The 22261-nt window shown below is 71.2% G+C and carries 23 protein-coding genes and 1 pseudogene; 15 read left to right on the top strand and 9 right to left on the bottom strand.

What is annotated here, in order from left to right:
* Positions 1 to 4 precede the first annotated feature (4 nt).
* The 6 genes from ribH to M2163_RS12480 all read left to right on the top strand — a co-directional run bounded on the left by ribH (position 5) and on the right by M2163_RS12480 (position 4777).
* Entirely contained in the window at positions 5 to 490 is a 486-nt protein-coding gene (ribH, locus tag M2163_RS12505; RefSeq protein ID WP_007380641.1) for a 6,7-dimethyl-8-ribityllumazine synthase, read from the top strand.
* A 34-nt stretch (positions 491 to 524) separates the two neighbouring features.
* Positions 525 to 797 carry a phosphoribosyl-ATP diphosphatase gene (locus tag M2163_RS12500; protein ID WP_020117406.1) on the top strand — a complete coding sequence of 91 codons (273 nt, stop codon included), beginning with the start codon at positions 525 to 527 and terminating at the stop codon, positions 795 to 797.
* 44 nt (positions 798 to 841) lie between these two features.
* Positions 842 to 1699, top strand: a complete 858-nt coding sequence (hisG, locus tag M2163_RS12495; protein ID WP_280852705.1) for an ATP phosphoribosyltransferase — start codon at positions 842 to 844, stop codon at positions 1697 to 1699.
* Positions 1700 to 1713: 14 nt separating this feature from the next.
* On the top strand, positions 1714 to 2172 hold the full coding sequence (locus M2163_RS12490) for a PH domain-containing protein (RefSeq protein ID WP_280852706.1): 459 nt from the start codon (positions 1714 to 1716) through the stop codon (positions 2170 to 2172).
* 191 nt (positions 2173 to 2363) lie between these two features.
* On the top strand, positions 2364 to 3704 hold the full coding sequence (locus tag M2163_RS12485) for a hemolysin family protein (protein ID WP_280852707.1): 1341 nt from the start codon (positions 2364 to 2366) through the stop codon (positions 3702 to 3704).
* Positions 3701 to 4777, top strand: coding sequence for a hemolysin family protein (locus M2163_RS12480; protein WP_280852708.1), 1077 nt, complete (start codon positions 3701 to 3703; stop codon positions 4775 to 4777). The genes M2163_RS12485 and M2163_RS12480 overlap by 4 nt, the downstream gene beginning before the upstream one ends.
* Positions 4778 to 4882: 105 nt before the next feature.
* On the opposite strand, the gene M2163_RS12475 is transcribed toward M2163_RS12480, so the two are convergent.
* Both M2163_RS12475 and M2163_RS12470 read right to left on the bottom strand, forming a co-directional pair.
* On the bottom strand, positions 4883 to 6748 hold the full coding sequence (locus M2163_RS12475; protein WP_280852709.1) for an AAA family ATPase: 1866 nt from the start codon (positions 6746 to 6748) through the stop codon (positions 4883 to 4885).
* 432 nt (positions 6749 to 7180) lie between these two features.
* Positions 7181 to 7801, bottom strand: coding sequence for a hypothetical protein (locus M2163_RS12470; protein WP_280852710.1), 621 nt, complete (start codon positions 7799 to 7801; stop codon positions 7181 to 7183).
* Between the two features lie 221 nt (positions 7802 to 8022).
* Here M2163_RS12470 and M2163_RS12465 point away from each other — a divergent pair, with 221 nt between their 5' ends.
* The 3 genes from M2163_RS12465 to M2163_RS12455 all read left to right on the top strand — a co-directional run bounded on the left by M2163_RS12465 (position 8023) and on the right by M2163_RS12455 (position 10394).
* Positions 8023 to 9384, top strand: a complete 1362-nt coding sequence (locus tag M2163_RS12465) for a peptidase C39 family protein (RefSeq protein ID WP_280893991.1) — start codon at positions 8023 to 8025, stop codon at positions 9382 to 9384.
* 139 nt (positions 9385 to 9523) lie between these two features.
* On the top strand, positions 9524 to 9664 hold the full coding sequence (locus M2163_RS12460) for an SCO1431 family membrane protein (protein ID WP_107092806.1): 141 nt from the start codon (positions 9524 to 9526) through the stop codon (positions 9662 to 9664).
* A 67-nt stretch (positions 9665 to 9731) separates the two neighbouring features.
* Positions 9732 to 10394: a TetR/AcrR family transcriptional regulator gene (locus M2163_RS12455; protein ID WP_280852712.1), complete on the top strand. Its 663-nt coding sequence runs from the start codon at positions 9732 to 9734 to the stop codon at positions 10392 to 10394.
* Between the two features lie 102 nt (positions 10395 to 10496).
* On the opposite strand, the gene M2163_RS12450 is transcribed toward M2163_RS12455, so the two are convergent.
* On the bottom strand, positions 10497 to 11729 hold the full coding sequence (locus M2163_RS12450) for a glycoside hydrolase family 18 protein (protein WP_280893990.1): 1233 nt from the start codon (positions 11727 to 11729) through the stop codon (positions 10497 to 10499).
* A 343-nt stretch (positions 11730 to 12072) separates the two neighbouring features.
* On the opposite strand from M2163_RS12450, the gene M2163_RS12445 reads away from it, so the two are divergent.
* A complete protein-coding gene (locus M2163_RS12445; protein WP_280893988.1) occupies positions 12073 to 13245 on the top strand; it encodes an acyl-CoA dehydrogenase in 1173 nt (390 codons plus the stop codon).
* Here M2163_RS12445 and M2163_RS12440 read toward each other — a convergent pair.
* Positions 13208 to 13444, bottom strand: coding sequence for a hypothetical protein (locus tag M2163_RS12440; RefSeq protein ID WP_280893987.1), 237 nt, complete (start codon positions 13442 to 13444; stop codon positions 13208 to 13210). The genes M2163_RS12445 and M2163_RS12440 overlap by 38 nt on opposite strands.
* A gap of 177 nt (positions 13445 to 13621) precedes the next feature.
* Here M2163_RS12440 and M2163_RS12435 point away from each other — a divergent pair.
* Positions 13622 to 13747, top strand: a pseudogene (locus M2163_RS12435) (phosphotransferase family protein); the annotation flags it as partial.
* 10 nt (positions 13748 to 13757) lie between these two features.
* Here the strand turns inward: M2163_RS12435 and M2163_RS12430 are convergent.
* Positions 13758 to 14192, bottom strand: a complete 435-nt coding sequence (locus M2163_RS12430; RefSeq protein WP_280852716.1) for a hypothetical protein — start codon at positions 14190 to 14192, stop codon at positions 13758 to 13760.
* Positions 14193 to 14460: 268 nt separating this feature from the next.
* Here M2163_RS12430 and M2163_RS12425 point away from each other — a divergent pair, with 268 nt between their 5' ends.
* From M2163_RS12425 to fxsA, 4 genes are all read left to right on the top strand, one after another.
* The gene (locus tag M2163_RS12425; RefSeq protein WP_037714765.1) at positions 14461 to 14901 is read left to right on the top strand and encodes an Lrp/AsnC family transcriptional regulator; all 441 of its coding nucleotides are present in this window, start codon (positions 14461 to 14463) and stop codon (positions 14899 to 14901) included.
* 118 nt (positions 14902 to 15019) lie between these two features.
* Positions 15020 to 16615, top strand: a complete 1596-nt coding sequence (locus M2163_RS12420; protein WP_280893986.1) for an amidohydrolase — start codon at positions 15020 to 15022, stop codon at positions 16613 to 16615.
* 549 nt (positions 16616 to 17164) lie between these two features.
* Complete coding sequence (locus M2163_RS12415) at positions 17165 to 17959, top strand: polyprenol monophosphomannose synthase (RefSeq protein WP_280893985.1); 795 nt, start codon at positions 17165 to 17167, stop codon at positions 17957 to 17959.
* A 72-nt stretch (positions 17960 to 18031) separates the two neighbouring features.
* Entirely contained in the window at positions 18032 to 18601 is a 570-nt protein-coding gene (gene fxsA / locus M2163_RS12410; RefSeq protein ID WP_280893984.1) for an FxsA family membrane protein, read from the top strand.
* Between the two features lie 85 nt (positions 18602 to 18686).
* Here the strand turns inward: fxsA and M2163_RS12405 are convergent, their stop codons facing one another.
* From M2163_RS12405 to M2163_RS12390, 4 genes are all read right to left on the bottom strand, one after another.
* Positions 18687 to 19061 carry an RNA polymerase-binding protein RbpA gene (locus M2163_RS12405; RefSeq protein ID WP_003977404.1) on the bottom strand — a complete coding sequence of 125 codons (375 nt, stop codon included), beginning with the start codon at positions 19059 to 19061 and terminating at the stop codon, positions 18687 to 18689.
* 268 nt (positions 19062 to 19329) lie between these two features.
* The gene (locus tag M2163_RS12400) at positions 19330 to 20685 is read right to left on the bottom strand and encodes an MFS transporter (RefSeq protein ID WP_280893983.1); all 1356 of its coding nucleotides are present in this window, start codon (positions 20683 to 20685) and stop codon (positions 19330 to 19332) included.
* A 64-nt stretch (positions 20686 to 20749) separates the two neighbouring features.
* Positions 20750 to 21517, bottom strand: coding sequence for a glycerophosphodiester phosphodiesterase (locus tag M2163_RS12395; RefSeq protein ID WP_280852721.1), 768 nt, complete (start codon positions 21515 to 21517; stop codon positions 20750 to 20752).
* The gene (locus M2163_RS12390; protein WP_280893982.1) at positions 21514 to 22203 is read right to left on the bottom strand and encodes a hypothetical protein; all 690 of its coding nucleotides are present in this window, start codon (positions 22201 to 22203) and stop codon (positions 21514 to 21516) included. Before M2163_RS12390 ends, M2163_RS12395 begins: the two co-directional genes overlap by 4 nt.
* Positions 22204 to 22261: the final 58 nt, after the last annotated feature.

Raw genomic sequence — 22261 nt, 5'->3', positions numbered from 1 at the left:
GAACGTGAGCGGCAAGGGTGCACCGGAGCTGTCCGTACGCAACGTGGGCGACCTCAGGGTCGCCGTCATCGCGGCGCAGTGGCACGAGAAGGTGATGGACGGACTGGTCGACGGCGCCCTGCGGGCCCTGCACGACCTGGGCATCGACGAGCCGACCCTCCTCAGGGTCCCCGGCAGCTGGGAACTCCCGGTCGTCGCCAAGGTCCTCGCGGGCCGCGGCTACGACGCGATCGTCGCCCTCGGTGTCGTCATCCGCGGCGGCACCCCGCACTTCGAGTACGTGTGCCAGGGCGTCACCCAGGGCCTCACCCAGGTCTCCGTCGAGACCGGCGTCCCCGTCGGCATGGGCGTGCTGACCTGCGACACCGAGGAACAGGCCCTGGACCGGGCCGGCCTGGAGGGCTCGAACGAGGACAAGGGACACGAGGCGGTGACCGCCGCGGTGGCCACGGCGGCCACCCTCCGCTCAGTATCCGAACCATGGCACTAGGTGGTGCGGGCTTACGCGTAAAGTGGGCGCCACCATGTCCAATAAGACGTTCGAGGAGCTCTTCACCGAGCTCCAGCACAAGGCCGCCAACGGCGATCCCGCCACTTCCCGCACCGCAGAGCTGGTCGGCAAGGGCGTCCATGCCATCGGCAAGAAGGTCGTCGAAGAGGCCGCCGAGGTCTGGATGGCCGCCGAGTACGAGGGCAAGGAGGCGGCCGCCGAGGAGATCTCGCAGCTGCTCTACCACGTCCAGGTGATGATGGTCGCGCGCGGGATCTCCCTCGACGACGTCTACGCCCACCTGTAAGCCACCCGCCGCAACAACCCCTCAGAGCAAAGGAAGCCGACCTCATGCTGCGCATCGCCGTCCCCAACAAGGGTTCCCTGTCAGGACCTGCGGCGGACATGCTGCATGAGGCCGGCTACCAGCAGCGCCGCGAGTCCAAGGAACTGCGCATCGTCGACCCGGTCAACGACGTGGAGTTCTTCTACCTCCGCCCCCGGGACATCGCGATCTACGTCTCCTCCGGCCAGCTCGACATCGGCATCACCGGCCGTGACCTGCTGATCGACTCCGGCGCCGACGCCGAGGAGATCCTGCCGCTCGGCTTCGCCCGCTCCACGTTCCGCTTCGCGTCCAAGCCGGGCACCGCGAACGGCGTCGAGGACCTGAAGGGCAAGACGGTCGCCACCTCCTACGAGGGGATCGTCGCCGGGCACCTCGCCGACAACGGCATCGACGCCGCCGTCGTCCACCTCGACGGCGCGGTCGAGACCGCCATCGAGCTCGGGGTCGCCGAGGTCATCGCGGACGTCGTCGAGACCGGCACCAGCCTGCGCAACGCGGGCCTGGAGGTCTTCGGCGAGCCCATCATGAAGTCCGAGGCCGTCGTCATCCGCCGCACCGGCGCCGACGAGGACGAGGCCGCGGAGTCGAAGGTCCAGCAGTTCCTGCGGCGCCTCCAGGGCGTCCTGGTGGCACGGACGTACGTGATGATGGACTACGACTGCCGCGTCGAGCAGCTCGAGAAGGCCGTCGCGCTCACCCCCGGCCTGGAGTCCCCGACCGTCTCCCCGCTGCACAACGAGGGCTGGGTCGCCGTCCGCGCGATGGTCCCCGCCAAGGAGGCGCAGCGGATCATGGACGACCTGTACGACATCGGCGCGCGGGCCATCCTGACGACGGCCATCCACGCCTGCCGTCTGTGAGGGAAGTACCGCAGATGTCCTCCGAACCCCCCACCCTCCCCGTCACCTTCCGGCCGGGCCGCACCCGTGCCGTGCTGATCGGCGCGGGCGTCGCGATCTTCGTGACGATCACGGTGATCGCGCTCCTGCTGGAGCAGCTCGGCCCCGGTGAGCGCCTGAGCTTCATCCTCACCGCCGCCCTGCTCGCCGGTGTGCTGTTCCTGCTGGCGAGGGTGAAGGTCGTCGCCGACGAGTCCGGCGTCACCGTCCAGAACATCGCCGGCCGGCGGCACCTCGAATGGGCCGAGATCATCCAGGTGAACCTCCGCCCGGGCGACCCGTGGGTCTTCCTCAACCTCAGCGACGGCACCAGCCTGCCCGCCCTCGGTATCCAGCCGGGCATCGCGAAGCAGCAGGCCATCGCCGACGCGAAGGCCCTGCGGGCACTCGCCGAGGCCCGCTCCACAGCCCGCTCCGACGAAGATCAGGGCTGACTCAGGGGTTTCCACCCTGCCGCAGTCGGCCTTGTCTTGATTAATCTGTTGGCGGAGGCGTTTTCCTTGCGCCTCCGCCTCTCGTTGTTCCTGCTACCCGAGGAGTGACTCCCTCCAGCGATGGACGGATCGTCCTGTAGTACCTGCGCCGCCCCCTCCCGAGATGTCCAGCGAGACATCGAGGCGGCGGCATGACCATCCCCCTGCTGCTCCTGGGAGCGGCGTTCCTGCTGATTCTCGCCAACGGCTTCTTCGTGGCGGCCGAGTTCGGCCTCGTCACCGTCGAGGCCACGGACGCCGAGAAGGCCGCCGCGGAAGGCGACCGTCGGGCCCGCAGGGTCGCCGAGTCGCTGAAGGAGCTGTCGTTCCAGCTCTCCGGCACCCAGCTCGGCATCACCATCACCTCCCTCGTCGTCGGCATGCTCGCCGAACCGGCGCTCGCGGAGCTGCTGCACGGCCCGTTCACGGCCGTCGGCGTCCCCGAGGGCGCGGTCTCCGGTGTGGCCGTCGTCGTCGGCATGCTGCTGGCCTCGGCCGTGCAGATGGTGATCGGCGAGCTCGTGCCCAAGAACTGGGCGGTCTCCAAGCCGATGCAGGTCGCCCGCTTCGTCGCGGGCCCCCAGCACGCCTTCGCCCGCCTGTTCCGGCCGGTGATCGCCGCCCTGAACGCCGTCGCCAACCGCCTGGTGCGCGCCCTCGGCATCGAGCCCGCCGAGGAGCTGGCCTCCGCCCGGACCCCCGGCGAGCTGGTCTCCCTGGCCCGCCACTCGGCCCAGGCCGGCACCCTGGAACAGGACACCGCGGACCTCTTCGTCCGCACCCTGTCCCTCGCCGAGCTCACCGCGCAGCACGTCATGACCCCGCGCGTGAAGGTCAGCTCGCTCCAGGCCTCGGCCACCGCCGAGGACGTCGTCAACCTCACCCGCGCCACCGGTCTGTCCCGCTTCCCCGTGTACCGGGAGAAGATCGACGAGATCGTCGGCATGGTCCACCTCAAGGACGCCCTGGCCGTCCCGGTCCAGGACCGGCTGCGCACCCCCGTCGGCCGCATCGCCCGCCCGGCGCTGCTGGTGCCCGAGACGCTCCCGGTCCAGCCCCTGCTGGCCCGGCTGCGCAGCGAGCAGCCCATCGCCGTCGTCGTCGACGAGTACGGCGGCACGGCCGGCGTGGTCACCCTGGAGGACATCGTCGAGGAGATCGTCGGCGAGGTCCGCGACGAGCACGACGACGTGACCAAGGAGACCCCCGAACTGGCCGCGGCCCCGCCCGAGGACGGCCGCCTCGCCTGGGACGCCGACGGCAGCTGCCGGGTCGACATCCTCCAGCGCATCGGCCTCGACGTGCCCGAGGGGCCGTACGAGACCGTCGCCGGACTGGTCGCCGACCTGCTCGGCCGTATCCCCGCCGTCGGCGACCGCGCCGAGCTGCCCGGCTGGCGGCTCACCGTGCGCCAGGTCGGGCACTACCGCGCAGAGCGGGTCCGCCTGGTCCGCACGGTCCCCGCGGTCAACGTCATGGAGGCCGCCCGATGAGCGTGCTCCAACTCCTCTTCGCCGCCTTGCTCGTGCTCGCCAACGGCTTCTTCGTCGGTGCCGAGTTCGCGCTGGTCTCCGTGCGCCGCAGCCAGATCGAACCGCTCGGCACGGCGCGCGCCCGCCAGGTCCTGTACGGCCTGGAGCGGCTGCCCCAGATGATGGCGGCGGCCCAGTTCGGCATCACGGTGTGCTCGCTGACGCTCGGCGCGGTCGCCGAACCGACGGTCGCGCACCTGCTGGAGCCGGTGTTCGAGTGGATCCACCTGCCGCACGGCATGATCCATCCGCTCGGCTATGTCATCGCCCTGGCCGCGGTCGTCTTCTTCCACCTCGTCATCGGCGAGATGGTCCCGAAGAACCTCGCGATGGCCGCGCCGGAGAAGGTCGCGCTGTGGCTCAGCCCCGGGCTGGTGGCCTTCGCGCGGGTGTGCAGGCCGATCACCCTCGCCCTCGGCGCCTGCGCCCGGGCCATCCTGCGGCTCTTCCGCGTCGAGCCCAAGGACGAGGTCGAGGCGGTCTTCACCAGCGAGCAGCTGAACCGGCTGGTGGAGGACTCCGGCCAGGCCGGCCTGCTGGACCCCGAGGAACAGGAACGCCTGGAGGACGCGCTGGAACTGGGCTCGCGCCCGGTCACCGACGTCCTGCTGAAGCGCGAGTCCCTGGTGACGGTGCGCCCCTCGGTGACCCCGGGCCAGATCATCGAGCTCACCGGCCGTACCGGGTACTCCCGCTTCCCGATCGCCGCGGAGAACGGCGCGTTCATGGGCTACCTGCACGTGAAGGACGTACTCGATCTGGAGGACTCCCAGCGGGCGGTGCCGCAGCAGGTCTGGCGGCCGATGACCAAGCTCCGCTCCGACCTGCCGCTGGACGACGCGCTCACGGTGATGCGGCGCGCGGCGACCCATCTGGCCCAGGTGGCGGACGGGTCGGGCAAGGTGCTGGGTCTGGTCGCCCTGGAGGACGTACTGGAGCTGCTGGTCGGTGAGGTGCGGGATCCTGCGCACCGGGAGCTGCCGGAGGTCAGGGTCACCGAGCCCCGGAGCAGCGAGGAGGCGTTGGCGTCGTAGGGGTCGTACGGCTGCGGGCCGGTGGGTGTCCGCCCAGTTGCACCCACTGCCTTCAGGGGCGCGGGGAACTGCGCGACAAGCCCCTACCGGCCCGCGGCCGACGAACTACATCGCCGAAGGATCCTGCGGCCCCCGCCCCGACAGGACCTCCCCGTACGCCTGCATCAGATCCGCCAGCCGCAGTGTCGACAAGTCGTCACGACTCGGCATCCCCGGATACGTCGACAACCGCAGATCCCGGTACGCGCAGCTCTTCTCGTACAGCGTCCGCAGGAACCGCCCGTTGCCCAGCTCGTCGATCCACCCCTGGTCCACCACGTGCCCGGCGATGGAGCGCAGCTCGTCCAGCGCCTCCTCGTCCCAGACGTCGCCGTTCTCCGCCGCCAGCACCTCGCCGATGGAGGTGAGTTCGAGGGGGCGGTACGACGGGAAGTCCACCCGGGTCGTGAAACGGGACGACAGCCCCGGGTTCGCGGAGAGCAGGCGGTCCATGCCCTCCGGATAACCGGCGAGGATCACGACGAGGTGGTCCCGGTTGTCCTCGGCCCGCTTCAGCAGCACCTGGAGCGCTTCGTCGCCGTACGCGTCCCCCTTGCCGTAGCCGGAGTTGGAGAGCGAGTACGCCTCGTCGACGAAGAGCACCCCGCCGAGCGCCGAGTCGATCAGTTCGTTGGCCTTGACCGCCGTCTGGCCGAGGTACTCCCCGACCAGATCCGCCCGCTGCGCCTCCACGAGGTGGTCGCCGCCGAGCAGGCCGAGGGCGTAGAAGACGCGGCCCAGGATGCGGGCCACCGTGGTCTTGCCGGTGCCGGAGGGCCCGGAGAAGACGAAATGCCGTTTGGGCGGCTGGACCGGCAGGCCCTGCCCGGCGCGCAGCCGGGCCATGTTCAACTGGGCGGACAGTGCCTTGACTTGGCGCTTCACCGGCTCCAGGCCCACCATGCGCTCCAGTTCGGTGAGAGCCTCCTCCAGTAAGACGGGGTCGGTGGGTCCCGCGGGCAGTGGCCCCGCCGGGGTGCCGGACCGCTCGCGTCCCGCCGGGTCGGTCATGGACGGCAGCGGGCCGGTGGGCGGCGGCTCCGGATCGGAGAGCTTCAGCTCGCGCCCCTCGACCCCGAAGAGCGGATCGATGCCGTCGGGTCCCTCCAGCGCGTCCTGGCCGAACCCGGAGAGCGTGATCGCCGCGAGGTCGGCCGGGTCGTCGTACCCGTCGCCCTCGGCGATCGCGGCCAGCCGGGCCGAGGTGTCCATGAAGGCGGGGTCGACGCGGTGCACGGCCCGGTAGAGGGGGAGCGCGGCGGCGGAGCGGCCCGTCCCCTCGTGCGCCCGGGCCAGCCAGTACCGCAGCTCCTTGCGCTGCGGCTGTTCGCTGCGACAGCGCATCAGGGCCGCCGAGAGCAGCGGTTCGGCCTGGCCGTACATCTCCAGGCGGACCCGGGCCATGCCGCCGAACAGGCCGGCCTCGATGCCGAGCATGGGGTCGTCGATCAGCGGGTCGGTGTGCCGGACCAGCTGCTCCCAGTCCTTGACCAGGTAGGCACGGCAGGCGTGCAGGAAGCGGACCTGCTGATCGGTGTCCACCGGGGGCAGACCCGCGAGGGCCCGGTCCAGCTCGGGGACATGGCGGCCGTCCAGCCAGTGCGAGGCGTGCGCGAGCAGCAGGTCCCGCGGGCTCTCCAGCACCGGTTGCACCCACCAGCCCAGCCAGTACCAGGAGTTGAGGGTGCGCCGGTGCCGGGCGCGCTGTTCACCGAAGCGCTCGCGGTGCCGGAACATCCTGAGCAGCGCGGTCGTCGTGTCGACCCGCAGCGCGTGCAGCCCGAGCCAGCCGTCGGCCATTCCGGGATCGATCCGCACCGCGGTACGGAACTCGTCCTCCGCCTGCGGATAGGCGCCCATCGTGTAGGCGTCCACACCTCGCAGCCAGGCGAGGTCGGCCGGGGCCTCGGGGCCCTGCGTGCCGAAATCCATCACGTCCCCCACAAACCGTGCCCCCGTGGTTTCACCACCGGGCCGACGCCCGGTGGCCGCCTTCGTCCAACCGCTGTGCCGCGGACCGGAGTTGCAACGGTGCGCAGAGCAGTCGTCCGTAGGTCGCACCGAGGGCATCGTACCTGCGGTGGTGTCGCCCGCCGTAGGGTGCCGCACAGGCCGTTTGGCGAGGTGGGAGCAGATGAGGCGCACCGGGGGTGGTGACCGAGGGTGAGCGGATCGCGGCTCACAGCGCCCGGAACTCCGTGTGAGGGCAGAACGAAGCCCCCGATCACGGGGGAACAACCGGGGGCTTCGCGACTGCGGGCGGCTTCGAACGGCCGCACATTGAGAACGTAAGACCTGTACGGCCCCTCGGTCAAGCGGAGTTGGGCGACTCAGGCAAGTTCCTACCGGCGGGTCTTCACAGGTTCAACACATCGCCGCTGGGCCGTCACCGTGGGTGACACCGTGGTCCGGTCCAAGGGTCCCCGCAGGCCCTTGGGTGATCGCATATCCCTCCTGGCGCTGCCGTACCAGGAGATCGGCGAACGGCCGGGAGGGGTCTTCGGCGAAATGCCGCTCTTCCGCCACGACCCATCCGTCCCAGAACTCCCGCAGTTCCCTCCCGTCCCGGGAACGGCCGCGCGCCCAGGACTCCTCACGGGGCAGCTCCATCCACAGCAGTCGCGCCAGGTGGGGCCGCAGCGCACGGCGGCCCGCGCCCACCCCCTCCAGCAGGACCACGGGCGCGGGCGGCAGGGCACGGGGCGGGCCGAAGCGGCGGGCGTGCCAGTCGTAGACGGCGTAGTGCGCGGTCTCGCCGCGGCCGAGCGGGGTGATCACCTCGCTCAGCAGCCGGCCGGTCCAGTCGAACAGCTCGTCATGGCTGGCGATGTCGTCGAGGTGCAGCACCGGCGCGCCCCCGAGGGCGTCGGCCAACCGCCCGCAGAACGTGGACTTCCCGGAACCCGCGTGCCCGTCGACACCGATCAGACGGACCGGCCCGCAGGACGGGGGGAGCCGGCGGATCCGGGAGGCGAGGTCGTGCACGGTGTTCCTGAGGGCCGGGCGGACAGGGCGCGGCCAGTCTAGTGACGTGCCGCCGCCGGTCGGCGGAACCGCGGCTTCCCAGGTCATGCCAGTGGACCAGACCAATATTCGTGGGCGTGGCATGGGCCGAAGTGCTGGCAGGAGCATGCCGCCTCGTTCATAGTTGGCGCACAACCGGGCATCGGCCCGCCCGCATCGGACACCTGGGGGTCTTCCCACCCATGAGCAGAGCCGAACAGCCGTCCCGCAGAACCGTTCTGGCCGTCGCGGTCGCCGCCGCGGTGGCAGGCGGCACGGGCACCGCGACCGCGGCAGGCGCCGCGGCCGGCGCGGAACCCGACGAGACCGCCGGCCGCCCCGTCGACAACCACGCCTGGATCACCTACAGCGACTGGCGCGCCGGCACCGCCGACGGCGTCCGGGCCGTCGCCGGCCGTCGCCCCGGCGTCGTGATCGGCGCCCCCACGGGCACCACCGACTACACCGACCCGCACACCGGGACCACCGCCACCTGGGAGTACGCGACCTGGACCTCCCCGGTCCACGCGCTCACCGTGCCCTCGACCGAGGTGATCGCCTCCTGGAACGCGCACACCCCGGCCGGCACCTGGATCCAGATCGAGCTCAAGGGGACGTACTCCGACGGCACGGTCACCCCCTGGTACGTGATGGGCCGCTGGGCGGCCGGCGACGGGGACATCAAGCGGACCTCGGTCGACGACCAGACAGACGACAAGAGCTCGATCTGGACGGACACCTTCGCGATCGACGACCCCTCGACCGGGTTGCGCCTGGCCTCGTACCGGCTGCGGCTGACCCTGTACCGCAGGCCCGGCGCGAAGAACACGCCGGCCGTCTGGCGGCTGGGCGCGATGGGCTCGGACGTCCCGGACCGCTTCACCGTCCCGGCCTCCACCCCCGGCCTCGCCCGCGAACTGATCGTCCCGCGCTACTCGCAGGAGATCCACAAGGGCCAGTACCCGGAGTACGACAACGGCGGCGAGGCCTGGTGCAGCCCCACCTCCTCGCAGATGATCATCGAGTACTGGGGCGGCCGGCTCACCGAGGAGCAACTGGCCTGGGTCGACCCGTCGTACGCCGACCCCCAGGTCTGCCACGCGGCCCGGTACACCTACGACTACCAGTACGCGGGCTGCGGCAACTGGCCGTTCAACGCGGCCTACGCGGCCACCTTCGAGGACCTCCAGGGAGTGGTGACCCGGCTCGGCTCGCTCACCGACCTGGAGACCCTGATCGCGGCCGGCATCCCGGCCATAACGTCCCAGTCGTTCCTCAAGGAGGAGCTCACCGGGGCCGGTTACGGCACCTCGGGCCACCTCATGACGGTGATCGGCTTCACCGCCGAGGGCGATGTGATCGCCAACGACCCGGCCTCGCCGAGCGACGAGGCGGTGCGGCGCGTCTACAAGCGGCGCGAGTGGGAGAACATCTGGCTGCGCACCAAGCGGTACAACGCCAGTGGCAAGGTCGTCTCCGGCACCGGAGGCGTCTGCTATCTGTACTTCCCCGCCTGCCCGACCCCGCGCCAGCGCAAGGCGCTCGCGGCGGTGGGCGTGCGCTGAGCCACCCCCGCACGGCCCCCGGCGTCCGTCGGGGGCCGTGCGCTGTGACCAAGGTCTCGGCCGCACAAGCCGCCAGCAGTGGCAAGGTGGACGGATCGGCGGGGGAGTCCACCAGTACGTCCGAGATCAGCGAGACACCATGACCGCACACTCTGCCACCGCCGCCCGCGCCCGTACCGGCGGCCCCGAGGACCACGGCCCGAAGATCCTCGAACATGTCGCGGGCTGGACCCTCGTCGCGGTGATCGCGATGCTCGTCACGCAGCTCGGTCTCCTGTGACCTGATCCACAAGTGACCTGACATACTGCGGATGTCCCGCCGCCAGCCCGAGACCAGGGGCGAAAACTTGAATATCAGTGATCAGCGTGAAGCCGCCCGGCCACGGGCCCGCGGCACCGAGCGCTCGGTTGCGCGCCGCGCCGAACTCATCGCCATCGGGCGGAAGTTGTTCGCGGACACCTCCTACGACGCGCTCTCCATGGACGACATCGCCAAGCAGGCGCATGTCGCCAAGGGGCTGATCTACTACTACTTCCAGTCCAAGAGGGGCTACTACCTGGCGATCATCCAGGACTCCGTCGCGGACCTGGTCACCTACGCGGCGAGCGGCCTGGAGATGGAGCAGGTGGACCGCGTCCACCGCACCCTGGACAGCTATCTGCGCTACGCCGAGCACAACCAGGCGGCCTACCGCACCGTGGTCAGCGGCGGGGTCGGCTTCGACGCCGAGGTGCACGCCATCCGGGACGGGGTGCGGGAGGCGATCGTCGCGACCATCGCCGACGGGGCGTACGGCACCACCGACATCTCCCCGCTGGCCCGCATGGGCCTGCTCGCCTGGGTGTGCAGTGTCGAGGGCGCCACTCTGGACTGGATCGACGGCCCGCCCCAGCTCTCCCGCGGCACCATGCGCGACCTCCTGGTGAAGACGCTCGGCGCGTCGATGCGGGCCATCGAGGAACTGGACCCCGCCTACCCGGCCCCGGATCCGGCCCGGCGCGACGGCTGACGTCCCCGACGGGCGCTGCCCGGGACCCGGCGAGGGGCGGAGGCTCGTGGTCCCCCGCCCCAAGTCCCCCGTGGAACCGGTCAGTTCATGACCTGACCCCGGCTAGTTGATCGCCTTGATCAGTTCGCCGCCCGAGGTGTCCCCGCTCAGCTCCCAGAAGAAGGTGCCGCCCAGGCCCTGCTGGTTCTTGTACGTCATCTTCGTCGCGATGGTCGCGGGGGTGTCGTAACTCCACCAGTTGTTTCCGCACTTGGCGTACGCCGTGCCGCCGACCGTCCCCGTCGCCGGGCACTTGGTCTTGAGCACCTTGTAGTCGTCGATGCCCTGCTCGTAGGTGCCCGCCGCCGGACCCGTCGCGGTGCCGCCGGGCGCCGACTGGGTGACGCCGGTCCAGCCGCGGCCGTAGAAGCCGATGCCGAGCAGCAGCTTCGAGGCCGGGATGCCGAGGCCCCTGAGCTTGGCGATGGTCGCCGAGGTGTGGTAACCGGCCTTGGGAATGCCGGAGTAGGAGTTCAGCGGCGAGTGCGGGGCCGTCGGCCCTGCCGCGTCCCAGGCGCCGAAGTAGTCGTACGTCATCGGGTTGTACCAGTCGACGTACTGGGCCGCGCCCGCGTAGTTCGCCGCGTCGATCTTGCCGCCGGCCGTGGCGTCCGCGGTGATCGCGGCCGTCACCAGCGAACCGCTGCCGAACTTCGAACGCAGCGCCGCCATGAGGTTCTTGAAGGCTTCCGGGCCGCTGGTGTCACAGGTGTTGCCGCAGGCGTTCGGGTACTCCCAGTCGATGTCGATGCCGTCGAAGACGTCGGCCCACTTGGAGTTCTCGACGAGGTCGTAGCAGGACTGCGCGAACGCGGCGGGGTTGCGGGCCGCCTCGCCGAAGCCGCTCGACCAGGTCCAGCCGCCGAACGACCAGAGGACCTTCAGGCCCGGGTGCTTCTTCTTCAGCTCGCGCAGCTGGTTGAAGTTGCCCCGCAGCGGCTGGTCCCAGGTGTCGGCGACACCGTCCACGGACTCGGCCGCGGTGTAGGTCCGGTCGGTCGCCGCGTAGGCGTCGCCCATCGCGCACTTGCCGCCGGTGACGTTGCCGAAGGCGTAGTTGATGTGGGTCAGCTTCGCCGCCGAGCCGGAGGTCTCGATGTTCTTGACGTAGTACTTGCGGTCGTAGGTGCCCCATTCCGTGAAGTAGCCGACGACCTTGGAGCCGGCCGCCTTCGCCTGCGGAGCCCCGGGGGTCGCGGTGGCGCTGCTCGCGCCGGCCAGCAGGCCCGCGCCGAGGACCGCACAACACGCGGCGGAGATGAGCGCCCGGAAGCGGGCGCGGTGGGGAACGTGCATCGGTGTCTCCTCGTGGGGGAGAGGGGAACGCCAGCCGATTGGCATGAACGCGGTAACGCGTTGCCGGAACACTAGGAGGACTAGACCACCGCGTCAATGGTTCGGACCAATCCCGGTGCGATGCGAGGCCGGTTGTCGGTGCCCTGAGATATCTTGAAGTAAGCGGTCGTTAACCAGTGACCGGGTGTCTCCTTTCGGGCATACTCACAGGGCGCAGCCGCTGGTCAGCAGCTTCCGTGACCCGGGAGACGCGAGCAGCGACAGGCGCCCAGTGAGACCGGCGGAGCCGCCCCACCCCACGGCGCGCGTCCGCCAGCGCCCCAACAGGGAGGAGAGCGTCGCCATGCCCGACCGCGCCCCGCAGCCGGTGGACCGGCAACTGCCCACGGACGAGGCCCGGGATCTGATCTCGCTCGTCCGCGACATCGCGCAGCACGAGATCGCCCCGAAGGCGGCCGAGGAGGAGGACGCCGGGCACTTTCCGCGCGAGGTCTTCACCCTGCTCTCCCGGACCGGACTGCTCGGTCTGCCCTACGACTCCGAGCACGGCGGCGCCGACCAGCCGTACGAGGTCTACCTCCAGGTCCTGGAGGAGCTCGCCGCGGCCCGCCTCACCGTCGGCCTCGGCGTCAGCGTGCACACCCTCGCCTCCTACGCGCTCGCCACCTACGGCTCCAAGGAACAGCAGGTCGAGCACCTGCCAGCGATGCTCGGCGGCGGACTGCTCGGCGCCTACTGCCTCTCCGAACCCTCGTCCGGATCGGACGCGGCCTCGCTGCGCACCAGAGCCGTCCGGGACGGCGACGAATGGGTGATCACCGGCACCAAGGCGTGGATCACCCACGGCGGGGTCGCCGACTTCTACACCGTCATGGCGCGCACCGGCGAGGAGGGCCCGCGCGGGATCACCGCGTTCCTGGTGCCCGCCGACGCGGACGGCGTGAGCGCGGCGGCACCGGAGAAGAAGATGGGCATGAAGGGCTCGCCCACCGCCCAGGTCCACTTCGACGGGGTGCGCGTCCCGGACGCGCGGCGCATCGGCGACGAGGGGCAGGGTTTCGCGATCGCCTTGTCCGCGCTCGACTCCGGACGGCTCGGCATCGCGGCCTGCGCGATCGGAGTGGCCCAGGCGGCCCTCGACGAGGCCGTCGGCTACGCGACCGGGCGACTGCAGTTCGGGCGGCCGATCGCCGACTTCCAGGGGCTGCGCTTCATGCTCGCCGACATGGCGACCCAGATCGAGGCGGGCCGGGCGCTGTACCTCGCGGCGGCGCGGCTGCGCGACGCCGGACGGCCCTTCGCCAAACAGGCGGCCATGGCCAAGCTGCACTGCACCGACACCGCGATGAAGGTGACCACCGACGCCGTCCAGGTCCTCGGCGGATACGGCTACACCGCGGACTTCCCGGCCGAGCGGTACATGCGCGAGGCCAAGGTCCTGCAGATCGTCGAGGGCACCAACCAGATTCAGCGGATGGTCATCGCCCGTCACCTGGCAGGTCCGGAGACGCGCTGAACTGACCGGGCCTGACCTGCGGCGCCGCGAGCCGTACCCACTCCGGGTCGTGGCGCCCCGGCAGCGTGCGCCCGCCGCTCGCCCAGGTGCGCATCAGGTCCCGGTAGATGGGCGGGTCCTGCGGTGGCGGCGGAGCCGGACGGAAGGGTGACGGGTTCGGCGGAACCGATTCGGCGACCGGTGCATACGTACGGGTCATACCGGGGCAACGCGGGAGCCGGTGGCCGGGTCACGGTGTCCGCAATCGAGCGTGAGTTCGCGGACGTCCGGCCGAACATCTGGTCACCCGCAGCGGTCTGACGTACCGTCAGCCAACCGCCGGCAGGGAGGTTGGCCATGACCGACGACCGCCCCGTACCGCTCGACGAGTACCCCGGTCATGCTGCGCATCGCCTACCGGCAGGCGCACTTCGGCGAAGTCGCCGTGCCGGCGGACCCGGACACACTGATCCTGCACCACGGCAGCCTGCGGGCCATGGTGCAGGGCAGCTACGGGGATTGAGCGAACCGGCTCAGGCGGCCTGGCGGCGCATCACCGGCACGCGCATGGGGCGCGAACCCGGTCCGCCGACGTGCGAGAACGGCTGGGTCCGCCAGTCGAGTCCCTGCGGGAGCGTCAACAGCAGGGCGGTGTCCTGCTCCTGGGGCTCGGCGGACTCGTCCGCCGACCGCGCCTCGGACGCCTTGCGACCCGTACCGGCGCAGACGGTGAGGCCGAACGGATTCCACGGCGAGGCGCACAGCGCGTGCTCCGGCAGCACCTCCTCGTCCGCCAGCAGGGCGATGGGCTGCGCGCAGTCCGGGCAGATCACCCGGTACATCTCGAAGGTGTCGTAGGCGTCGAAGTCGTCGTCGAGGGCGTCGGGTTCGACGCCCTCCGGCTCGGACTCGACAACCGCCTGGAGGCGCTTGGGCGCGGTACGACCAGGGCGCTGAAGACTCTGCATTGGGTTCTCCCCCTCGGGCTGGGCCGTGAAGGCACTGCGGCCTCGACCACAGCAAGCACTTCCCGTCCCGCCATGGCGGTAATCACGAGAACATCACGGAGGCTCTCGCAGGGGTGTGGCCTTCGTCACATGCCCCTCGCAGATGCCCCTGGCGGTCGTTTTGTCCCTCAGGCGGCTCACAGGCACTTCTCGGTCGCATCACGAACCGGGCATGACCTGGGGCGCTCAGGTATCGGAGGAGATCAGGCGCACTGTAGGTTCTTGCGCCATGGAGGAGCTGGACCGACAAATCGTGCAGCTGCTCGTCAAGGACGGGCGGATGAGTTACACGGACCTGGGCAAGGCCACGGGCCTGTCCACCTCGGCCGTGCACCAGAGGGTGCGCCGGCTGGAGCAGCGGGGTGTCATCCGCGGGTACGCCGCGGTGGTCGACCCCGAGGCGGTGGGCCTGCCCATGACCGCCTTCATCTCGGTCAAACCGTTCGACCCCAGCGCCCCCGACGACATCGCGGACCGCCTGAAGGGCGTCCCCGAGATCGAGGCGTGCCACAGCGTCGCGGGCGACGAGAACTACATCCTGAAGGTGCGGGTGGCGACCCCCCACGAGCTGGAGGAGCTGCTGGCCCGCCTGAGGTCGCTGGCGGGCGTCTCGACCCGCACCACGGTCGTGCTGTCCACCCCGTACGAGGCCAGACCGCCGCGCATCTGACCCCACGGGCGCCACGGCTCCTCAGGGGTGCCGGGAACTGTTCGACCAGCCACGACGTCCCGGTACCGGCCATCGACCCGCAGCCCTGCCGCGCGCAGCCCCCTGCGAAACTGTCCCCATGAGTGAACCGAAGACCGTCCTCCTGCGCCGAGGCGAGGTACACAGCCCCGCCGACCCGTTCGCCACGGCGATGGTCGTGGAGCGAGGCCAAGTCGCCTGGGTCGGCTCGGAGGGCGCCGCCGACGCCTTCGCCGACGGCGTCGAGGAGGTCGTGGATCTGGACGGCGCTCTGGTCACCCCCGCGTTCACCGACGCACATGTGCACACCACCGCGACGGGCCTCGCGCTGACCGGCCTCGACCTGTCCGACGCGCCCTCCCTGGACGCCGCCCTGGCCCTCGTACGGGAGTTCGCCGCCGCCCGCCCCGACGACTCCGTCCTCCTGGGCCACGGCTGGGACGCCGCCCGCTGGCCCGGCAACCGACCGCCCACGCGCGCGGAGCTCGACGAGGCCGCCGGCGGCCGTCCCCTCTATCTGAGCCGCATCGACGTCCACTCGGCCGTGGTGACGACGGCACTGCTCGACATGACGACCCTCCAAGCGGTGGACGGCCCCCTCACGGCCGACGACCACCACACGGTCCGCTCGAAGGCCCTCGCCTCCGTCTCCCCGGCCCAGCGCGCGCAGGCGCAACGCGCCGCCCTCGCCCGTGCCGCATCCCTCGGCATCGGGACCGTTCACGAATGCGCAGGGCCCGAGATCTCCTCGGAGGACGACTTCACGGGTCTCCTGCGACTCGCCGAGCGGGAGGCCGGCCCGCGGGTCGTCGGCTACTGGGCCGAGCAGGGCGACGAAGGGGTGGCCAGGGCGCGTGAGCTCGGCGCGCTCGGCGCCGCCGGGGACCTCTTCGTGGACGGCGCCCTCGGCTCGCACACCGCGTGCCTGCACGAGCCGTACACCGACGCCGGCCACACCGGACTCGCCTACCTGGACGCCGCGGCCGTGGCCGCCCATGTCGTCGCCTGCACCGAGGCGGGCCTCCAGGCCGGCTTCCACGCCATCGGCGACGCGGCCGTGACCGCCGTGGTCGAGGGCGTCCGTGCCGCCGCGGAGAAGCTCGGCCTCGCCCGCGTCCGCGCCGCCCGGCACCGCGTCGAGCACGTCGAGATGCTCACCCCCGAGACCATCGCCGCCTTCGCCGAGCTGGGGCTGACCGCCTCCGTCCAGCCCGCCTTCGACGCCCTGTGGGGCGGCGAGGACGGCATGTACGCCCGGCGCCTCGGCCGGGAGCGGGCGAGGCGTCTGAACCCCTTCGCGGCCCTCCTGCGGGCCGGCGTCCCGCTGGCCTTCGGCTCCGACAGCCCCGTCACCCCGCTCGACCCGTGGGGCACGGTCCGGGCGGCCGCCTTCCACCGCACTCCCGAGCACCGCGTCTCCGTGCGCGCCGCCTTCACCGCGCACACCCGCGGCGGCTGGCGGGCGATCGGCCGGGACGACGCGGGCGTCCTGGTGCCCGGTGCCCCCGCCGACTACGCCGTGTGGCGCACCGAGGAGCTGGTCGTGCAGGCCCCCGACGACCGGGTGGCCCGCTGGTCCACCGACCCCCGCTCCGGCACCCCCGGCCTGCCCGACCTGACCCCCGGCCGTGACCTGCCCGTCTGCCTGCGCACCGTGGTCGGCGGACGGACGGTCTTCGTACGGCCGGGCGAGTGATCTGTGCGGGTGGCGCGGTGCCGATCACCCGCCGCCCCGCTGTCGCGCGACCTGCGCATCCTCTGCCCTGACCAGGGCATTGACGGAAGATGCGCAGGTGGAACGACTGTTGACAGCCGACGGCAGGGGGCCGGTAGGTTCGGCCGGGTCCACCACCGGACGCCCGACCGCGGAAACCTCCGCCCAGTCGTCGCAGCGCCGCTGGGTCAGGGACGGTGTGCCGCACCGGAACACCGCCACTGGGAGCCAGGCTCAGCGCTCGCGCCACGGCGCGGGAACGTTCCGTCCGGCCGGGGAGGTGTGACCCGGGTGGGGCCCGGGCGCTCAGTAGACAACGGCTTTCGGTCGACCCGCAGCCAGCGGGCCCCAGGTCGGCCCGAAGGGCGCCGGGCCCCCATCCGCAGGAGGCGGAGATTCCGCCACGGCGGCAAAAATGGGATTCTTACCCCGCTTTTGTGGAAACGACACCAGCATACGAACGCCTTGTCACGTCATCGCAGGCCGCGCGCACTATGGTGGACGCCTGCGCAATGAGTCGAAGGGGCAGCGGTGAACGACGGCGACGGGACCCACACGGGCCAGGAGAGGCGATTCGGCCCGCTCGGCACGGCGTTGGTGATCATTCCGACCTACAACGAGGCGGAGAACATCAAGGCCGTCGTCGGCCGGGTGCGCAAGGCCGTCCCCGAGGCGCACGTCCTCGTGGCCGACGACAACAGCCCCGACGGCACCGGCAAGCTCGCCGACGAACTCGCCGCCACCGACGACCACGTCCAGGTCCTGCACCGCAAGGGCAAGGAGGGCCTCGGCGCCGCCTACCTCGCGGGCTTCCGCTGGGGCCTTGAGCACGGGTACGGCGTCCTGGTCGAGATGGACGCCGACGGCTCCCACCAGCCCGAGGAACTGCCCCGGCTGCTGACCGCCCTCAAGAGCGCCGACCTGGTCCTCGGCTCCCGCTGGGTACCCGGCGGCCGGGTCGTGAACTGGCCGAAGTCCCGCGAGTTCATCTCCCGCGGCGGCAGCCTCTACTCGCGCGTCGCCCTCGACCTGCCCCTGAAGGACATCACGGGCGGCTACCGCGCCTTCCGCCGCGAGGCCCTCGAAGGCCTCGGCCTCGACGACGTCGCCTCCCAGGGCTACTGCTTCCAGGTCGACCTCGCCCGCCGCGCGGTCAAGGCCGGCTACCACGTCGTCGAGGTGCCGATCACCTTCGTCGAGCGCGAACTCGGCGACTCCAAGATGAGCCGCGACATCCTCGTGGAGGCCCTGTGGCGGGTCACCACCTGGGGCGTGGGGGAGCGGGTCGGCAGGATCACCGCGCGGGGAAAGCGCGCACAGCCCTAGCCCGACGGCCGCACCGGCGCGGTCGATCGGTCCCTTATGCCGTGCTGAGCCGCGGCCAGGCACACTGGACGCATGACGACAGGCGCTCCGACCTCCCCGTACCCCGCCCGGCCCCGCCGTTCCCGTACGCGCACCTTCCTGCCGCTGGGCGTCGCCGCCTGGCTGGTGCTGGAGATCTGGCTGCTGACCGTGGTCGCCGGCGCGGCGAGCGGATTCGCGGTGTTCCTGCTGCTGGTCGCCGGCTTCGTGCTCGGCTCGGTGGTCATCAAGCGGGCCGGCCGCCGCGCCTTCCAGAACCTGAACGAGGCGCTCCAGCGCGGCGGCGCCCCCTCGGGCTCCGGCAGCTCGGGCAACGGCCTGATGATGCTGGGCGGCCTGCTCCTGATGATCCCCGGCCTGCTCTCCGACGCGGTGGGCCTGCTCCTGCTGATCCCGCCGGTCCAGAAGGCGGTCGGCCGCTACGCCGAGCGCACCTTCGACCGCAGGCTCCGCGCGGCCGCTCCGGGCACCCTGGGGGACGCCTTCCAGCAGGCCAGGATCCACCACCCCGACGGCAAGGTGGTCCGGGGCGAGGTCATCCGCGACGCGCACGACGGGCCGCGGGACACCCCGCAGGACCGGAAGCCTCCGCTCACCCGCTGAGGCGGGCGCGGGCAGCACGAAACCGCGGGCGCGGTACGTGAGTCACGTACCGCGCCCGCGGTTACTTGTATGCGCTGTTTCCCGCTCAGGCCGACTTGCGGCTGTCCCGGGGATGAACAGCGATGTTCATCGCGCCGGAACGCAGAACCGCCAGACGCTCCTCGAGAACCTCTTCGAGTTCCTCTCGGGTGCGTCGCTCCATCAGCATGTCCCAATGCGTACGCGCGGGCTTGGCCTTCTTCTCTTCAGGGCCGTCGCCGTCCACGAGGAGTGCCTGCGCCCCGCAGACCTTGCACTCCCACTCCGGCGGGATCTCCGCCTCGACCGAGAAGGGCATCTCGAAGCGGTGCCCCTTCTCGCATGCGTACTCCACGGCCTGGCGCGGGGCCAGGTCGATGCCGCGGTCCGTCTCGTAGCTGGTCACCACGAGGCGCGTGCCGCGAAGAGCTCGCTCACTCATGAATCGTGCCTCCCGGGCTTGTCGCCCACAGGACAGGTGTCGCTGTCGTCGTCATACCGGTCAACGTCCGGTCGGCGGTAAAGATTCCCGTTCCGGGTCCCGTCCCGGGCAATGCGTCGCCGTCGTAGCCGCCCCTTGTTGTACCCACCAGCGCCCGGTTTGTCACATCTGCTAGCAGATGTCACCCAGCGTTTCGACATCTTTGACGCGCAGTAACGGTACGCCTGGCAGGCCAAACGCGTACACTACAGCGCTTTGGTGTTGAACGCTAAATCCTTTCGGGTACGGGATTGCCCGCGTCGCCGATCGCCCGCCGCACCGGAACCCGCGCGAGCAGGGCGAACCCGATGACGAAGAAGGCCACCAGCGAGATGATCGCGTCCCGGTAGCTTCCGGTCAGCTGGTAGGTGATCCCGAACAGCAGCGGCCCCAGCCAGCTCATGCCCCGGTCGCTCATCTCGTACGCCGAGAAGTACTCGGCCTCCTTGCCGGGCGGGACCAGATGCGAGAACAGGGAGCGGGACAGGGCCTGGCTGCCGCCCAGGACGAGCCCGATGCCGGACGCGAGGACGAAGAACCACACGGGTGCGCCGGCGGGCAGGAAGTACCCGGCGCCCAGGATCACCGCCCAGGCGACCAGTGACCCGAGGATCGTCCGCTTGGCCCCGTGGGTCCGGGCCAGCCGGCCCAGGGCCAGCGCTCCCGCCACCGCGAGCACCTGCACCAGGAGCACGGCCGCGATGAGCGTCGACTGCCCGAGGTCCAGTTCCTCGGAGCCGTAGACCGACGCCTGGGAGATCACGGTCTGGATGCCGTCGTTGTAGATCAGGTACGCCAGCAGGAAGGCCAGGGTGAGCGGGTGGCGGCGCATGTCGCGGACAGTGGCCGCGAGCTGCCGGAAGCCGGGGACCGTGGGCTCCTCGGCCTTGCGCGCGGACGAGCGGCGGTCGCGCAGCCGGCGGAGCGGAATCAGCGCGAAGGCGCCCCACCACAGTCCCGCCGAGGCCAGGCAGATACGGACCGCGGCGCTTTCGGAGAGGCCGAAGGAGTCGTGGCCCATGTAGAGCACGAGGTTCCCGACCAGCACCAGGGCGCCCGCCGCGTAGCCGAAGGCCCAGCCCTTGGAGGAGACGGCGTCGCGCTCCTCGGGCGGGGCGATCTGCGGGAGGTAGGAGTTGTAGAGCATCGTCCCCACGGACTGCGCCGCGTTCGCGACGACCAGCAGGACGCCTCCGAGGAGATAGCGGTCGCCGCCCAGGAAGAACATGGCGGTCGTCGCGGCTGCCCCGGTGTAGGCGGCGGCAGCCAGGAGGGGCTTCTTGCGGCCGCCGCGGTCGGCGGCGGCACCCACCAGGGGCATCACCAGCACGGCGACGACCACCGACAGGGACACCGAGTACGCGAAGAAGGAACCGGCCCGCACCGGGATGCCCAGCGGATGGACATAGCCGTCGCCGTCCGCCGCGTTCTTGGCGACCGAGGTCAGATAGGGACCGAGGAACACGGTGAGCACGCTCGTCGAGTAGACGGAGCACGCCCAGTCGTAGAAGTACCAGCCGCGCTGTTCACGCCGCCGCTCGGCGGCCTCGTCCGCCGCGCCCGCCCGCACGGTGTCGGTACCCACCCGTGCCCTCGCTTCCCCGTGAAGGTGCCGTGCGCGGACCGGGGAACGGGCGGGTCGGACAGGGTCAGACCCAGACGCCCCGGTCCTCCATGACCTTGCGCAGTGTGTCGATGTGATCGGTCATGATGCCATCGACTCCCAGGTCCAGGAGCCGGTGCATGCGATCGGGCTCGTTCACCGTCCACACGTGCACCTGGAGCCCGCGCGCGTGGGCGGCGCGCACGAAGCGGTGGTCGACCACCTGGATGCCGGACTGCGCCTCGGGCACCTGGGCGGCGACGGCCGAGCGGCGCAGTGCCGCCGGCACTCCCCAGGACCGCAGTCGCAGGTTGAGCACCCCCCGGGTGCCGTACGACGTCGCCAGGCGCGGCCCGGCCAGCCGCTGGGCGCGCATCACCCGTGCCTCGGAGAAGGAGCCCACGCAGATCCGGTCCCAGGCGCCGGTGCGCTCGAGGAGGTCCAGGAGCGGCCGCAGGGCGGGCTCGTCCTTGACGTCGACATTCCAGCGCGCCTCGGGAAAGGTCTCCAGGAGCTCCTCGAACAGCGGCACCGGTTCCCTGCCCGCCACGCGCGCGTGCCGTACCTCCGCCCAGGGCAGGTCCGCTATCCGGCCCGCCCCGTCGGTCACCCGGTCCAGAGTCGTGTCGTGGAAGGCGACCAGCTTGCCGTCCGCGGTGGCGTGGACGTCGGTCTCCAGATACCGGTAGCCCGCCTCGACCGCCCGCCGGAACTGCGACGCGGTGTTCTCCAGGCCGTCCGCCGCCCCGCCCCGGTGGGCGAAGGGGATGGGGCCGGGATGGTCGAGGTAGGGGTGGCGTATCCGCGAGGTCACGGTCGCAGTATCGCTCCCCGGGGTTGCCCGCCGGCAACGACCGTGCTGCCGTCGGATGCCCGGGGAACGGCGAACACGCGCAGGAAGACCTGGGCGAGCGGGCCGATGGACAGCGCGTAGAGGAGGGTGCCCGCGCCCACGGTGCCGCCGAGCGCGAATCCGGTGACCACGACGGCCACCTCGACAGTGGTCCGCATCAGCCGGATCGAGCGTCCCGTGCGCCGGTGCAGCCCGGTCATCAGACCGTCCCGCGGGCCCGGACCGAATCCGGCCGCGATGTAGAGGCCGGTGGCCGCACCGTTCAGCACGATCGCGGCCGGCAGCAGCGCCATCCGTGCGGCGAGCCCGTGCACGTCGGGGACCGCGGCGAGGGTGGCGTCCATGGCGACGCCGATCACGAAGACGTTGGAGACCGTGCCCAGTCCCGGCCGCTGGCGCATCGGGATCCACAGGAGCAGTACCGCCGCGCCCACGGCGATCGACACCACACCGATCGACAGACCCGTCAGCTCGGCGAGCCCCTGGTGCAGTACGCCCCAGGGCTCCAGGCCCAGGCCCGCCTCGACGAGCAGCGCGGAGCTGATCCCGTACAGAGCGAGTCCGGCGTACAGCTGGATCAACCGTCGTCCCAGACGGCTCTGCGTGAACAAGGCGGATCTCCCAGTGGTGGTAGTGGCCTGACACATGACACCCTGTGGCTTGGAATGACCGGCCAACCATGGCCAATCCGGGGAAGGTGGACTG

It is taken from the genome of Streptomyces sp. SAI-135, from assembly GCF_029893805.1.
Classification (GTDB): domain Bacteria; phylum Actinomycetota; class Actinomycetes; order Streptomycetales; family Streptomycetaceae; genus Streptomyces.
Note: the sequence above shows the minus strand (reverse complement) of the source record. Positions and strands in the feature narration are given on the sequence as shown.